Annotated in this window: 13 protein-coding genes and 1 pseudogene; 9 read left to right on the top strand and 5 right to left on the bottom strand. The window is 64.6% G+C overall.

Going from position 1 to position 13,701, the window contains the following annotated elements:
• Positions 1–35: 35 nt before the first annotated feature.
• The 3 genes from C722_RS0109740 to apbC form a co-directional block, all read right to left on the bottom strand.
• The gene (locus C722_RS0109740; protein WP_017640322.1) at positions 36–965 is read right to left on the bottom strand and encodes a chemotaxis protein CheV; all 930 of its coding nucleotides are present in this window, start codon (positions 963–965) and stop codon (positions 36–38) included.
• A 115-nt stretch (positions 966–1,080) separates the two neighbouring features.
• Positions 1,081–1,647: a dCTP deaminase gene (gene dcd / locus C722_RS0109735; protein ID WP_017640321.1), complete on the bottom strand. Its 567-nt coding sequence runs from the start codon at positions 1,645–1,647 to the stop codon at positions 1,081–1,083.
• 81 nt (positions 1,648–1,728) lie between these two features.
• Positions 1,729–2,823 carry an iron-sulfur cluster carrier protein ApbC gene (gene apbC, locus C722_RS0109730; RefSeq protein ID WP_017640320.1) on the bottom strand — a complete coding sequence of 365 codons (1,095 nt, stop codon included), beginning with the start codon at positions 2,821–2,823 and terminating at the stop codon, positions 1,729–1,731.
• Positions 2,824–2,945: 122 nt separating this feature from the next.
• Between apbC and C722_RS0109725 the strand changes: the two genes are divergently transcribed.
• From C722_RS0109725 to C722_RS0109705, 5 genes and pseudogenes are all read left to right on the top strand, one after another.
• Positions 2,946–4,097, top strand: a complete 1,152-nt coding sequence (locus C722_RS0109725; RefSeq protein WP_017640319.1) for a M14-type cytosolic carboxypeptidase — start codon at positions 2,946–2,948, stop codon at positions 4,095–4,097.
• Between the two features lie 220 nt (positions 4,098–4,317).
• Positions 4,318–6,357 carry a methionine--tRNA ligase gene (metG, locus tag C722_RS0109720; protein WP_017640318.1) on the top strand — a complete coding sequence of 680 codons (2,040 nt, stop codon included), beginning with the start codon at positions 4,318–4,320 and terminating at the stop codon, positions 6,355–6,357.
• Positions 6,358–6,528: 171 nt separating this feature from the next.
• A pseudogene (locus C722_RS0109715) lies at positions 6,529–7,524 on the top strand (RnfABCDGE type electron transport complex subunit B); the annotation flags it as partial.
• On the top strand, positions 7,521–8,159 hold the full coding sequence (gene nth / locus C722_RS0109710; protein ID WP_017640316.1) for an endonuclease III: 639 nt from the start codon (positions 7,521–7,523) through the stop codon (positions 8,157–8,159). The pseudogene C722_RS0109715 and the gene nth, both read left to right, overlap by 4 nt.
• A gap of 140 nt (positions 8,160–8,299) precedes the next feature.
• Positions 8,300–8,482 (top strand): PA3496 family putative envelope integrity protein, encoded by a 183-nt coding sequence (locus tag C722_RS0109705; RefSeq protein WP_017640315.1) that lies wholly within the window; start codon positions 8,300–8,302, stop codon positions 8,480–8,482.
• Between the two features lie 50 nt (positions 8,483–8,532).
• Here C722_RS0109705 and C722_RS0109700 read toward each other — a convergent pair whose 3' ends face one another.
• Positions 8,533–9,750 (bottom strand): argininosuccinate synthase, encoded by a 1,218-nt coding sequence (locus C722_RS0109700; RefSeq protein ID WP_017640314.1) that lies wholly within the window; start codon positions 9,748–9,750, stop codon positions 8,533–8,535.
• Positions 9,751–9,866: 116 nt separating this feature from the next.
• The gene (locus tag C722_RS0109695) at positions 9,867–10,817 is read right to left on the bottom strand and encodes an OmpA family protein (protein WP_017640313.1); all 951 of its coding nucleotides are present in this window, start codon (positions 10,815–10,817) and stop codon (positions 9,867–9,869) included.
• A 141-nt stretch (positions 10,818–10,958) separates the two neighbouring features.
• Here C722_RS0109695 and pyrC point away from each other — a divergent pair, with 141 nt between their 5' ends.
• The 4 genes from pyrC to bfr all read left to right on the top strand — a co-directional run bounded on the left by pyrC (position 10,959) and on the right by bfr (position 13,679).
• Positions 10,959–12,002 carry a dihydroorotase gene (gene pyrC / locus C722_RS0109690; RefSeq protein WP_017640312.1) on the top strand — a complete coding sequence of 348 codons (1,044 nt, stop codon included), beginning with the start codon at positions 10,959–10,961 and terminating at the stop codon, positions 12,000–12,002.
• Between the two features lie 2 nt (positions 12,003–12,004).
• Entirely contained in the window at positions 12,005–12,676 is a 672-nt protein-coding gene (rnt, locus tag C722_RS0109685) for a ribonuclease T (RefSeq protein WP_371099781.1), read from the top strand.
• A gap of 118 nt (positions 12,677–12,794) precedes the next feature.
• Positions 12,795–13,010 (top strand): bacterioferritin-associated ferredoxin, encoded by a 216-nt coding sequence (locus C722_RS0109680; protein ID WP_026083759.1) that lies wholly within the window; start codon positions 12,795–12,797, stop codon positions 13,008–13,010.
• A gap of 192 nt (positions 13,011–13,202) precedes the next feature.
• On the top strand, positions 13,203–13,679 hold the full coding sequence (gene bfr / locus C722_RS0109675; protein WP_017640309.1) for a bacterioferritin: 477 nt from the start codon (positions 13,203–13,205) through the stop codon (positions 13,677–13,679).
• Positions 13,680–13,701 lie beyond the last annotated feature (22 nt).

The following is a 13,701-nucleotide window of genomic DNA, read 5'->3' as shown; positions in this document are numbered from 1 at the left end:
GTAAGGGAGGCGCCGGAGCGGCGAAACCGCGGGAACTACTCCTCGGCCAGCGCCAGGCGCCGGCGCACTTCCTCGACCAGTTGATCGGGCTGGAACTTGGAGAGGAAGGCGTTGCAGCCCACCTTTTTCACCATGGCTTCGTTGAAGCTGCCGGACAGCGAGGTGTGCAACACCACATAGAGGTCGGCGAGGCGCGGATCCTGGCGGATCTCGGTGGTCAGGCGGTAGCCGTCCATTTCCGGCATCTCGGCATCGGTCAGTACCATCAGCAGCTTCTCGGTCAGCACCACGCCCTCGTCAGCCCAGGCCTTGAGCTTACGCAGGGCCTGCAGGCCGTCGGTGGCGACGTGGAATTTCAGATCCAGCTGCACCAGGGTGTCGCGCAACTGGCCAATGGCGGTGCTGGAGTCGTCGACCAGCAGCACCTCGCGGCCGCGGGCCTTGGCCAGCAGCGGATCGGCCAGGCGCTCCTGGGAGACCTTGACGTTGTAGGGGGCGATCTCCGCCAGCACCTTTTCCACGTCGATCACCTCCACCAGGCGGTCTTCGATGCGGGTGATGGCGGTCAGGTAGTGCTGGCGTCCGGCGCCGCCGGGCGGGGCCTGGATGCTGTCCCAGTTGAGGTTGATGATGCGATCGACGCTACCGACCAGGAAGGCCTGCACCGAGCGGTTGTACTCGGTGACGATGATGGTGCTGTTCTCGTCGGGGGTGATGGGTCGCATGCCGATGGCGGCGGCCAGGTCGATCACCGGCAGGGTCTGGCCACGCAGGTGGACCACGCCGCAGATCATCGGATGGCGCTTGGGCATCTGGGTCAGGCGCGGCAGCTTGAGGACTTCCTGCACCTTGAACACGTTGATGGCGAACATCTGCCGGCTGGACAGCTGGAACATGAGAATTTCCAGACGGTTCTCGCCAACCAGCTGAGTGCGTTGATCGACGGTGTCGAGAATGCCGGCCATGGAAAGTCCACTCCAAAGATAAGTCAGGTCACAGGCTATCGGCGGCTGACGCCAGTTCTTGAGTCCCGGAAATAGGAAAGCCGCCCGAGGGCGGCTTCCAGAACAGACGCGCGGATCAGGCGCGCGGCAGGGTCACGCCGCGCTGGCCCTGGTACTTGCCGCCGCGATCCTTGTAGGAGACCTCGCAGGCCTCGTCGGATTGCAGGAACAGCATCTGGGCCACGCCCTCGTTGGCGTAGATCTTGGCCGGCAGGGTCGTGGTGTTGGAAAACTCCAGGGTGACGTGGCCTTCCCACTCGGGCTCCAGCGGCGTGACGTTGACGATGATGCCGCAGCGGGCGTAGGTGCTCTTGCCCAGGCAGATGGTCAGGACGTCGCGCGGAATGCGGAAGTATTCCACGGTGCGCGCCAGGGCGAAGGAGTTCGGCGGGATGATGCAGACGTTGCTGACCACATCGACGAAGCTCTTGTCATCGAAGTTCTTCGGGTCCACCACCGCGGAATGGATGTTGGTGAAGACCTTGAATTCGTTGGCGCAGCGCACATCGTAGCCGTAGCTGGACACCCCGTAGGAGATCACCCGGCTGTCGTCCGCGCCGCGCATCTGGCGCTCGACGAAGGGCTCGATCATGCCGTGCTCCTGGGCCATGCGGCGAATCCACTTATCCGATTTGATGCTCATGGCAGGTCTGGCTCCGGGGCGAAAAAATTGACCGCGCATTCTAGTGGATAGCCGCGCGGTCTCAAAGGCGAACGGACGAAATCAGTCGTCGCTCACGGTGATGGTCGGCATGCCGCCGCCAGCCTGGCCGCCCTGGGCGATGCGGGCACCGACCTTGCGCGCCAGTTCTTGGTAGATCAGCGCGATCTGGCTGTCCGGATCGGCGATGGCGGTGGGCCGTCCGGCGTCGGCCTGCTCGCGGATGGCCATGGCCAGCGGCAGCGAGGCCAAGAGGTCCACGCCGTACTGCTCGGCCAGCCGGCCGCCGCCGCCTTCGCCGAACAGGTGCTCGGCATGGCCGCAGTTGGAGCAGATGTGCACCGCCATGTTTTCCACCACCCCGAGCACCGGGATGTTGACCTTCTGGAACATCTCCACGCCCTTCTTGGCATCCAGCAGGGCCAGGTCCTGGGGCGTGGTGACGATCACCGCACCGGCCACCGGCACCTTCTGCGCCAGGGTCAGCTGGATGTCGCCGGTGCCCGGCGGCATGTCGATCACCAGGTAGTCCAGGTCATTCCAGGCGGTTTGCGTGATCAGCTGGATCAGGGCGCCGGAGACCATGGGGCCGCGCCAGGCCACCGGGGTCTTGTCGTTGGTCAGGAAGGCCATGGACATGACCTCGACGCCATGGGCCTGCAGCGGGATGAACCACTTCTCGTCACGCACCTCGGGACGGGTGCCCTCGGCGAAGCCGAACATGATGCCCTGGCTGGGGCCATAGATGTCGGCGTCCAGCACGCCGACCCGGGCGCCTTCGCGGGCCAGCGCCAGCGCCAGGTTGGCAGCCGTGGTGGACTTGCCCACTCCGCCCTTGCCCGAGGCCACGGCGATGATGTTCTTGACGTTGCCCATGGCCTCCAACTGCGGCTGCGCCGCGTGGGGCGCGATGGTGCAGTCGATCTGGATCTCGGCGGTCTCGACCCCGGGGACGTTCTCCAGCGCAGTCTTGAGCACCTGGGCCAGGCCACCCTTGAACAGTCCGGCGGCATAGCCCAGCTCGAAGCGGGCGCGCACCCGGCCACCGTCCAGCGCGAGGTCGCGCAGGGCGCCGGCGCTGAGCAGGTCCTGTTCGAGATAGGGATCGTGATACTGGCGCAGCGCGGCCTCGATGGCCTCGCGAGTCGGAGCGGTCATGCAGACTCCCGGAAACAGCGGATAGGAAAGAGAAGCTGCGGCCTATGCTACCCACTGTCCTTGCTAAAGCCTATCCACGCGGCGCTACACTCCCGGCTTTCCCCTCGCCCGTGGAGCCCTGCGTGAACGCCTCTTCCTTGCACATCAGTTCCACCTTCGACAGCGGCGCCGTCGAGGTGCTGTCCCTGGCCGATCACGCGGATATCCGCCTGCGCATTCGCCCGGACACCGCCTCGCCCTTCACCCAGTGGTTCCATTTCCGTCTCGAAGGCGCCCGCGGCCTACCCTGCCAGCTGAGCTTCGACAACGCCGGCGCGTGCGCCTACCCAGAGGGTTGGCGCGACTATGGCGTGGTCGCCAGCTATTGCGGGCAGGAGTGGTTCCGCATTCCCACCCGCTACGACGGCAAGACCCTGAGCTGGACCGTCACCCCGGAACACGACAGCCTGTTCTTCGCCTATTTCGAGCCCTATCCGGAGAGCCGTCACCTGGCCTTCGTTGGTGAGGCGCAACGCCACCCCGCCGTCCGTCTGGAAACCGTCGGCCGTTCGCTGCTGGGACGTTCGCTGGACCTGCTGCGCATCGGTACGCCGGGCGCTGGCAAGAAGAACATCTGGATCATCGCCCGCCAGCACCCCGGCGAGCCCATGGCCGAGTGGTTCGTGGAAGGCCTGCTGCGTAGGCTGCTCGGCCTGGGCGAACACCAGGGCGATCCGGTGGGCGCCAAGCTGCTGGAGCGGGCCGTGCTGCACGTGGTGCCCAACATGAATCCCGACGGCTCGGCGCTGGGCAATCTGCGCACCAACGCCGCCGGCGCCAACCTCAACCGCGAATGGCTGGAGCCGGACGAAGGACGCAGTCCCGAGGTGCTGGCGGTACGCCGCGCCATCGCCGCGAGCGGCTGCGACCTGTTTCTCGACATCCACGGCGACGAGGCCCTGCCCTATGTCTTCGTCGACGGCTGCAATGGCCTGCCCAACTTCGGTGAGCGCGAAGAGGCCGAGCAACAGGCCTTCCTGCAGCGCTTCCAACGTGCGAGCCCGGATTTCCAGACCCGGTACGGCTATCCCCGTGGTCACTTCGGCAGCGAAACCCTGAAACTCGCCACCAAGTATGTCGGCCATACCCATGGCTGCCTGGCCCTGACCCTGGAGCTGCCGTTCAAGGACAACGCCAATGACCCCCGCCCGGATGTGGGCTGGAACGGTGCCCGCAGCGCCGCCTTGGGCGCGGCCATGGTCAATGCCCTGTACTGGCAGCTGGCCGATCTCTAAATGCTCGAAGTCTGCTGCGCGTCGGCCAGACGGCGTTGGAAACTGCCTCAGAATGCTCATTTACCCGTTGTAAACTGCGCCTCTTCGGCAATTTCCGCCTTGCCTGGCGCTAGCTCGCAGGACTTCGCGCTTTTCAACGCCCATCCCCACGGATGAAACCGACCGGCCATTTCGCTATGATGGTCGGTCAACTTATCAGCGCCGCGATCCAGCCAAGACCATGACCGAGCCCCGCAAGATTCTCGTCACCAGCGCCCTGCCCTACGCCAACGGCTCCATCCACCTCGGCCACATGGTCGAGTACATCCAGACCGACATCTGGGCCCGCTTCCAGCGGCTGCGCGGCAACCAGTGCATCTATGTCTGCGCCGACGACGCCCACGGCTCGGCCATCATGCTGCGCGCCGAGCGCGAGGCGATCACGCCCGAGCAGTTGATCGACAACGTCAAGCGCGAGCACAGCGCCGACTTCGCCGACTTCGGCGTGGCCTTCGACAACTTCCACTCCACCCATGCGGAAGAGAATCGCGAGCTGTCGCGCGCCATCTACCTGAAGCTGCGGGAGAACGGCCACATCGCCACCCGTCCGGTCACCCAGTACTTCGACCCGGACAAGCAGATGTTCCTGGCCGACCGCTTCATCAAGGGCACCTGCCCCAAATGCGGCAGCGCCGACCAGTACGGCGACAACTGCGAGAAGTGCGGCGCCACCTATGCGCCCACCGAGCTGAAGGACCCCAAGTCGGCCATCTCCGGCGCGACCCCGGTGCTGCGCGAATCCGAGCACTTCTTCTTCAAGCTTCCCGACTTCGCCGAGATGCTCAAGGGCTGGACCCGCAGCGGCGCCCTGCAGGAATCGGTGGCCAACAAGATCGCCGAATGGCTGGACGCCGGCCTGCAGGAATGGGACATCTCCCGTGACGCGCCCTACTTCGGCTTCGAGATCCCCGACGCCCCGGGCAAGTACTTCTATGTCTGGCTGGACGCGCCCATCGGCTACATGGCCAGCTTCAAGAATCTCTGCGACCGTCGTGACGACCTGGATTTCGACGCCTACTGGGCCAAGGACAGCACGGCCGAGCTGTACCACTTCATCGGCAAGGACATCGTCAACTTCCATGCGCTGTTCTGGCCGGCCATGCTCGAAGGCGCCGGCTACCGCAAGCCCACGGCGCTGAACGTCCACGGCTTCCTCACCGTCGACGGCCAGAAGATGTCCAAGTCCCGCGGCACCTTCATCAAGGCGCGCACCTACCTGGATCACCTGAATCCCGAATACCTGCGCTACTACTTCGCCGCCAAGCTCTCACGCCACGTCGAGGACATCGACCTGAACCTCGAGGACTTCGTGCAGAAGGTCAATTCCGACCTGGTGGGCAAGGTGGTCAACATCGCCAGCCGCTGCGCCGGCTTCATCCACAAGGGCAACGCCGGCCTGCTGGTGGATGCCCAGGCCGCACCCGAACTGGAAGCCGCCTTCCGCGCCGCCACGCCGAGCATCGCCGAGGCCTACGAGACCCGTGACTTCGGCCGTGCCATGCGCGAGATCATGGCCCTGGCCGACCGCGCCAACGCCTGGATCGCCGACAAGGCGCCCTGGAGCCTGGCCAAGCAGGACGGCAAGGCCGACGAAGTCCAGGCCATCTGCGCCCAGGGCATCGAGCTGTTCCGCCAGCTGGCGATCCTGCTCAAGCCGGTATTGCCCAACCTGACCGCCGCCGCCGAGGCCTTCCTCAATGTCGCCCCCCTGACCTGGGCCGACCTGGACACCCGCCTGGCCAATCATCAGCTCAACGCCTTCCAGCCCCTGCTCACCCGCATCGAACCCGCCAAGGTGCAGACCATGATCGACGCTTCCAAGGAAGACCTGGCCGCCCAGGCCGCGCCCGAGCCCGCCGGCAACGGCGAACTGACCAAGGCCCCGCTGGCCGAGACCATCGACTTCGATACCTTTTCCAAGGTCGACCTGCGCATCGCACTGATCGAAAAGGCCGAATTCGTCGAGGGCGCTGACAAGCTCCTGCGCCTGACCCTGGACATCGGCGACGCCAAGCGCAACGTCTTCTCCGGCATCAAGAGCGCCTACCCGGAGCCGAGCCAGCTCGAAGGTCGGCTGACCCTGTACGTCGCCAACCTGGCTCCGCGCAAGATGAAGTTCGGCGTCTCCGAAGGCATGGTCCTGGCCGCCGGCCCCGGCGGCACCGAGATCCACCTGCTCAGCCCCGACAGTGGCGCCAAGCCCGGCCAGCGGGTGATGTGACAGCGACGGCGCCGAGAGCCTGCTCAAAGGCGAGCGAGCTAGCGACAAACAAGGCGAACATGGCTGAGGAAGCGGAGTTTACAAAGCGTAAATGAGCATTCCGAAGCCATTTTCAACGCAGTTTGGCCGACGCGCAGCCGACTTTGAGCAGGCTCTCAGGGCGCCGTTCTTCCCCCAGCCCCGACCCTGATCATGAACGCCCACGCTACTCTCATCACCGCCATCGACGCCCTGCTGCCGCAGACCCAGTGCGGCAAGTGCGGCCATCCCGGTTGCCAGCCCTATGCGGCGGGCATCGCCGCGGGCGAAGCGCACAACAAGTGTCCGCCCGGGGGCGCAGCCACCATCCTCGAGCTTTCAGCGCTGCTGCAGCGTCCGCCGCTGCCCCTGGATTCGCCCTATCCGGTGACGCCCAGCCAGCGCGCGGTGATCCGCGAGGCCGAGTGCATCGGCTGTACCAAGTGCATCCAGGTCTGCCCTACCGACGCCATCCTCGGCGCGGCCAAGCTGATGCACACGGTCATCGAAAGCGAATGCAGTGGTTGCGAGCTGTGCCTGGCGCCCTGTCCGGTGGACTGCATCGATCTGGTGGCGGTGCCGGCACCGGTCGATCGCCAGGCGGAACGTCAGCGCGCGCAGTACTACCGCCGCCGCTTCGATGCCCGCCAGGCGCGCCTGCAGCGGGACCGCGAGCGACTGGACGCCGAGCGCCAGCGCCGTCAGGTGCCACCTGCGACCGCCACGGTTGCAGAGCACCCCGCCACGGCGGAATCCTCGCTCAAGCCGCTGAAGATCGCTGCCGCCATGGCACGTGTCGCCCTGCAGAAGGCCGAACGGCAACTGGCCCAATACGGCACGCCCGCACTGGAAACCCAGGTGCAGCAGTTGCGTGAAGCCGCCCAGCAGGCCCAGGCGGCCCTCGACCAGGCGCAGCAAGCGCCCGCCACTGCCAGCGCACCTGCTCTGGCGACGCCAGCCGCCGATCCCGCCGCCCTCAAGCAGGCGCGGATCGCTGCCACCCTGGCGCGTGCCCAGCTGACCAAGGCCGAGCGGGCCTTTGGTACCGAGCCAACACTCGAGCAGAACGCGCAACTGGAAACCTTGCACAGCGCCGCTCAGCAGGCGGCTCACCGCCTCGTGGCCCTGGAAGAGCAAATCGCCCGATGAACGCTGCCAAACGCCTGGAAATCTTTCGTCGCCTGCACGAGGACAATCCCGACCCCAAGACGGAGTTGGCCTATGCCTCGCCGTTCGAGCTGCTCATCGCGGTGATCCTCTCCGCCCAGGCCACCGACGTCAGCGTCAACAAGGCCACCGCCCGCCTCTATCCGGTGGCCAACACGCCCCAGACCATCCTGGATCTCGGGGTAGAGGGTCTGTCGGAGTACATCAAGACCATAGGGCTCTACAACAGCAAGGCCAAGAACGTCATCGAGACCTGCCGGCTGCTGCTGGAACGCCATGGCGGCGAGGTACCCCAGACCCGCGAAGAACTGGAGGCCCTGCCCGGCGTGGGCCGCAAGACCGCCAACGTGGTGCTCAACACTGCCTTCCGCCAGCTCGCCATGGCGGTGGACACCCATATCTTTCGGGTCAGCAACAGAACCAATCTGGCCCCCGGCAAGAACGTGGTGGAGGTCGAGCTCAAGCTGCTCAAGGTGGTGCCGAAGGCCTACCTGCTGGATGCCCACCACTGGCTGATCCTGCATGGCCGCTATGTCTGCCAGGCGCGCAAGCCCCGCTGCGGCAGCTGCCGCATCGAAGATCTCTGTGAATACAAGGCAAAAACCTCTGACGATTGAAAAAGGGCGTATCAAAGCCCTTCAGCGATTGAAAAAATCTTTTTTACCGGCCCCTGCTTTGTCGTTATAAGGTGCGCGAAAAGGTCCCGCCGCCCTGTCATGAGTGCGTGTGACCCTGTCCAGCCTTGCAGGAGTTACCAATGGCCGAAGACAAAAGCGATATCGATGTAGACGACGATTTCGAGACCGATGGCGAGACGCCTGAAACCGTCGAGCCCATCGTCATCAGCAAGACCAATCTGACCAAGCGGCGCCTGATCGACGACATGCTCGAAGAGCGTCGCCTGAAGCGGCAGATCTCCGAGTACGACTTCGATCTGTAGCCCATAAAAAACCCCAGCCTAGGCTGGGGTTTTGCGTTGCAGGGCCACCCTTACAGCAGGGTGCGACCCTTGCCGGCGGCGATGCGCATGCGCAGGGCGTTGAGCTTGATGAAGCCCGCCGCGTCCGCCTGGTTGTAGGCACCGCCGTCTTCTTCGAAGGTGGCGATGTTGGCGTCGAACAGCGACTCGTCGGACTGGCGACCGACGACGATGACGTTGCCCTTGTACAGCTTCAGCCGCACCACGCCGTTCACGTTGGCCTGGGAGGCGTCGATCATCTGCTGCAGCATCAGCCGCTCGGGACTCCACCAGTAGCCGGTGTAGATCAGGCTGGCGTACTTGGGCATCAGTTCGTCCTTGAGGTGGGCCACCTCGCGGTCGAGGGTGATGGACTCGATGGCGCGGTGGGCCTTGAGCATGATGGTGCCGCCGGGGGTCTCGTAGCAGCCACGGGACTTCATGCCCACATAGCGGTTCTCGACGATGTCCAGGCGACCGATGCCGTTCTCGCCGCCGATGCGGTTCAGTTCGGCCAGCACCGTGGCCGGGCTCAGCTCCTTGCCATCGATGGCGACGATGTCACCGTTGCGGTAGGTCAACTCGATGTAGGTCGGGGTGTCAGGTGCGGCTTCCGGGGACTTGGTCCAGCGCCACATGTCTTCTTCGTGCTCGGTCCAGGTGTCTTCCAGCACGCCACCCTCGTAGGAGATGTGCAGCAGGTTGGCGTCCATGGAGTACGGCGACTTCTTCTTGCCGTGGCGCTCGATCGGGATCTGGTGCTTTTCGGCGTAGTCCATCAGCTTCTCGCGGGACAGCAGGTCCCACTCGCGCCAGGGGGCGATCACCTTGACGCCTGGCTTGAGCGCATAGGCACCCAGCTCGAAGCGCACCTGGTCGTTGCCCTTGCCGGTGGCGCCGTGGGAGATGGCGTCGGCACCGGTTTCGTTGGCGATCTCGATCAAGCGCTTGGCGATCAGCGGACGGGCGATGGAGGTACCCAGCAGGTACTCGCCTTCGTAGACGGTGTTGGCACGGAACATCGGGTAGACGAAGTCGCGGACGAACTCTTCGCGCAGGTCGTCGATGTAGATTTCCTTGACGCCCATGGCCTGGGCCTTGGCGCGTGCCGGTTCGACTTCCTCGCCCTGGCCGAGGTCAGCGGTGAAGGTCACCACTTCGCAGTTATAGGTATCCTGCAGCCACTTGAGGATCACCGAGGTGTCCAGGCCGCCGGAATACGCCAGGACTACCTTCTTCACATCCGCCATGCCGTTCGCTCCCGTGTGTTGCGTTGAGTCGGAAAGCGACAAGTCTACTGGTCGCCTCGCCGCTTTTACAGGGGCGCGACGCACTCTGATGTCTGGGCGACATCCGGTCGGGTGGATCAGCCCTTGGGTTTGGCGGGCGGTGCCGGGGTAGGCGCCGGCGGTTCGGCCGGATTGGCGGCGGTGCTGGTGGTTGGCGCGGCCGCTGGTTCGCTGCTTGCCGGCGCCCGTGAGAACACCAGGGTCACCCGGCGATTGAGCGCGCGATTGGCCTTGCTGGTGTTGGGTGCCACGGGATACTGCTCGCCAAAGAAGCGCAGCTCGATCTGCTCGGCGGCGAAACCCTTGCTCTTGAGGTACTCCATCACGGCGATGGCGCGCAGGCGGGATTCCTGGCGATTGTCCAACCGGGTGCCCTGGTTGTCGCTGTAGCCGGAGACGATGACGTGATTGACCGTCGGATCGGCCTTCAGGTACTCGTCGATGAGATCGAGCTTGGCCTTGGCGAGGTCGTCCAGGGTATCGCCGCCGCCCGGGAAGCCGACCTGGGAATGACGGATCTGCTCGAAATTGACCGCCAGCAGCTTCTGGGTACAGGCCTGGAATTGCTGGTAGGCCGGCTCGAAGCGCACCGGCAGCAGCCGGACCTCGACCCGGTCATCCAGGGCACCTGCCCTGCTCACCTGGGGCATACGCCCTTCCATCAGCCCCGCCAGCAGGCGCTGCGCCTGCTGTGCGCTGGTGGCCAGCGCCTGTTCGCCCTCCACCACCTTGACCGAGCCGAGGCTGATGTCCCCGAGCCCCGGCTTCCAGGGCACTGCGGCCGCCTTGAGGTGGGCACTGCCCGCCGGCAGCCACTGGCCATTGGGCCGCAGCTCGAACACCGTGGCTTCGCCCGCGCGGCGCAGGAAGCCACCACTGCCGAAGCGCGGGATGGGCTGCAGCAGGCGACAGGCGAAGATGTCGCCCTCCACTTTCCATTCCACGCTCTCGAGCCGGCTCTGGAAGGTCATCCCCCAGGCCGGCACGGCGAGCAGCAGACAGGAAAGGAAGAGGTAACGCGGGCGCACGTCGGGCTCCGGAAAGAAAAAGTACCTGGGCTTCTTATCGGTCGAGGGCGCGGAAAACTTGAGCGCGGTCCCGCCGCACGGGTGCCGGCTACCCCCTTTTCCGGTAGCATTTCCCTACTTTCCCGCAGCCTGGAATCCCGCATGACCGACCGGATCACCCTTGCCCGTCCCGATGACTGGCACATTCACCTGCGCGACGGCGCCGCCCTGCCGCAGACCGTCGCCGACGCCGCCCGGGAATTCGGTCGCGCCATCGTCATGCCCAACCTGGTGCCACCGGTGCGCAACGCCGAACAGGCCGCCGCCTACCGCGAGCGCATCCTGGCCGCGCGTCCGGCCGGCAGTCGCTTCGAGCCGCTGATGGTGCTCTACCTCACCGACCGCACCAGCCCGGACGACGTACGCAGCGCCAAGGCCAGCGGCTTCGTGCACGCCGCCAAGCTCTATCCGGCCGGTGCCACCACCAACTCCGATTCCGGGGTCACCTCGCTGGACAACCTCTTCCCCACCCTGGAAGCCATGGCCGAGATCGGCCTGCCGCTGCTGATGCATGGCGAGGTCACCCATGCCGAGGTGGATGTCTTCGACCGCGAGAAGCGATTCATCGACGAGCACCTGGTGCGTATCGTCCAGCGCTTCCCGACGCTGAAGGTGGTGTTCGAGCACATCACCACCGGTGATGCCGCTGCCTTCGTGCGCGAGGCCCCGGCCAACGTCGGTGCCACCATCACGGTCCACCACCTGCTGTACAACCGCAACCACATGCTGGTGGGCGGGATCCGGCCGCACTTCTATTGCCTGCCGATCCTCAAGCGCAATACCCACCAGAGCGCCCTGCTGGACGCCGCCACCAGCGGCAATCCCAAGTTCTTCCTCGGCACCGATTCGGCACCCCATGCCCGTCACGCCAAGGAAGCGGCCTGCGGCTGCGCCGGCTGCTACACCGCCTATGGCGCCCTGGAGCTCTATGCCGAGGCCTTCGAAAGCCGCAATGCCCTCGACCGCCTGGAAGGCTTCGCCAGCCATTTCGGTGCCGACTTCTACGGCCTGCCGCGCAACACCGAGATCGTCACCCTGGTGCGCGAGGACTGGCAGGCGCCGGCCTCCCTGCCGTTCGGCGACCACGAGGTGATTCCGCTGCGCGCGGGCGAAACGCTGCGCTGGCGGCTGGAGGTGGGCGCATGAGCATGGACGAGACCTTCAGCGACGAACTGGATGCCAGCCAGCCGATGTCCGACTCGCGCATCCCCATGGCGCGCCGCTTTCGCGGCTATTTGCCGGTGGTGGTGGACGTCGAGACCGGTGGCTTCAACGCCGCCACCGATGCCCTGCTGGAAATCGCCGCCACCACCGTGGCCATGGACGAGGAAGGGGTGCTCTATCCGGATCACACCTACTTCTTCCGCGTCGAACCCTTCGTCGGCGCCAATATCGAACCGGCGGCGCTGGAATTCACCGGCATCAAGCTCGACCATCCGCTGCGCATGGCGGTGGGCGAAGAGCAGGCCCTGAGCGAGATCTTCAAGGGCGTGCGCAAGTCGCTCAAGGCCAGTGGCTGCAAGAGAGCCATCCTGGTCGGCCACAACAGCAGCTTCGACCTGGGTTTTCTCAATGCCGCGGTCTTGCGTTGTGGCCTGAAGCGCAATCCCTTCCACCCCTTCTCCAGCTTCGATACCGCTACCCTCGCCGGCCTGGCCTATGGTCAGACGGTATTGGCCAAGGCCTGTCAGGCGGCCGGTATCGAATTCGATAATCGCGAAGCCCACTCGGCCCGTTACGACACCGAGAAGACCGCCGAGCTGTTCTGCGGCATCGTCAATCGCTGGCGGGAGATGGGCGGCTGGGTCGACCTGGACTGATCGGACAACCGCCTGTCGCCCAGGACGTCTTTGATGAGATTTTGCCGCCTACACCTTTGACAATCATTCTCATTGTCATTAGCTTTAGCGGCACCTCCACTCATACAGCAGGCGATCCATGTACGTGTGTCTTTGCCGTGGCGTGACCGACAAGCATATTCGCGAAGCCATCTATGAAGGCTGCTGCAGTTATCGGGAAGTCCGGGAAAGCACGGGTTGCGCCACCCAGTGCGGCAAGTGCGCTTGCCTCGCCAAGCAGGTGGTCAAGGAAACCCTCGGTGAGCTACATGGTGCCCAGCAGCTCGCCTACGCCCTGGACGTCCCGCGCGCCTGAGCAACATCCCTGCAAAAAAAGCCGGACCTTGCGTCCGGCTTTTTTATTGTCTAATCAAACGCTTACGGAAAGGATGGAAAAGCTTTCGATTACCGTTCGATTTTCGTCGATTTTTCAACAACTTAAGCTTTTGACAAAGGGCCCTTCCACGCTCAGACTGCCGGCAATCCCACCCGATTTGCAGGTCCGGCCATGAAAGGCGATATCACCGTCATCCAGCACTTGAACAAGATCCTTGGCAACGAACTGGTGGCCATCAACCAGTATTTCCTGCACTCGCGGATGTACAACGACTGGGGTATCCGCAAGCTGGGTCATCATGAGTACAAGGAATCCATCGACGAGATGAAGCACGCCGATCGCTTGATCGAGCGCATCCTGTTCCTGGAAGGCCTGCCCAATCTGCAGGACCTGGGCAAGCTGATGATCGGCGAGAACACCCAGGAAATGATCCAGTGCGACCTGCGCCTGGAAATCAGCGCCGTGGCTGACCTGCGTGAAGCCATCACCTATTGCGAAAGCGTGCGGGACTACGTGAGCCGCGACATGCTCAAGAGCATCCTCGAGTCCGAGGAAGAGCACATCGATTGGCTGGAAACCCAGCTGAGTCTGATCGCCAGCGTCGGGATCGAGAACTACATCCAGTCGCAGATGCACGACGACGATTGATCGGGCAAACGCCCATAAAAAA

Source organism: Pseudomonas sp. 313, assembly GCF_000316965.1.
Lineage (GTDB): Bacteria > Pseudomonadota > Gammaproteobacteria > Pseudomonadales > Pseudomonadaceae > Chryseomonas > Chryseomonas benzopyrenica.
Note: the sequence above shows the minus strand (reverse complement) of the source record. Positions and strands in the feature narration are given on the sequence as shown.

What these genes read in the sequence shown, in the direction of transcription:
- C722_RS0109740 (WP_017640322.1), bottom strand. Translation starts at nt 965, where the DNA reads ATGGCCGGCATTCTCGACACCGTCGATCAACGCACTCAGCTGGTTGGC.
- dcd (WP_017640321.1), bottom strand. Translation starts at nt 1,647, where the DNA reads ATGAGCATCAAATCGGATAAGTGGATTCGCCGCATGGCCCAGGAGCAC.
- apbC (WP_017640320.1), bottom strand. Translation starts at nt 2,823, where the DNA reads ATGACCGCTCCGACTCGCGAGGCCATCGAGGCCGCGCTGCGCCAGTAT.
- metG (WP_017640318.1), top strand. Translation starts at nt 4,318, where the DNA reads ATGACCGAGCCCCGCAAGATTCTCGTCACCAGCGCCCTGCCCTACGCC.
- nth (WP_017640316.1), top strand. Translation starts at nt 7,521, where the DNA reads ATGAACGCTGCCAAACGCCTGGAAATCTTTCGTCGCCTGCACGAGGAC.
- C722_RS0109705 (WP_017640315.1), top strand. Translation starts at nt 8,300, where the DNA reads ATGGCCGAAGACAAAAGCGATATCGATGTAGACGACGATTTCGAGACC.
- C722_RS0109700 (WP_017640314.1), bottom strand. Translation starts at nt 9,750, where the DNA reads ATGGCGGATGTGAAGAAGGTAGTCCTGGCGTATTCCGGCGGCCTGGAC.
- pyrC (WP_017640312.1), top strand. Translation starts at nt 10,959, where the DNA reads ATGACCGACCGGATCACCCTTGCCCGTCCCGATGACTGGCACATTCAC.
- rnt (WP_371099781.1), top strand. Translation starts at nt 12,005, where the DNA reads ATGGACGAGACCTTCAGCGACGAACTGGATGCCAGCCAGCCGATGTCC.
- C722_RS0109680 (WP_026083759.1), top strand. Translation starts at nt 12,795, where the DNA reads ATGTACGTGTGTCTTTGCCGTGGCGTGACCGACAAGCATATTCGCGAA.
- bfr (WP_017640309.1), top strand. Translation starts at nt 13,203, where the DNA reads ATGAAAGGCGATATCACCGTCATCCAGCACTTGAACAAGATCCTTGGC.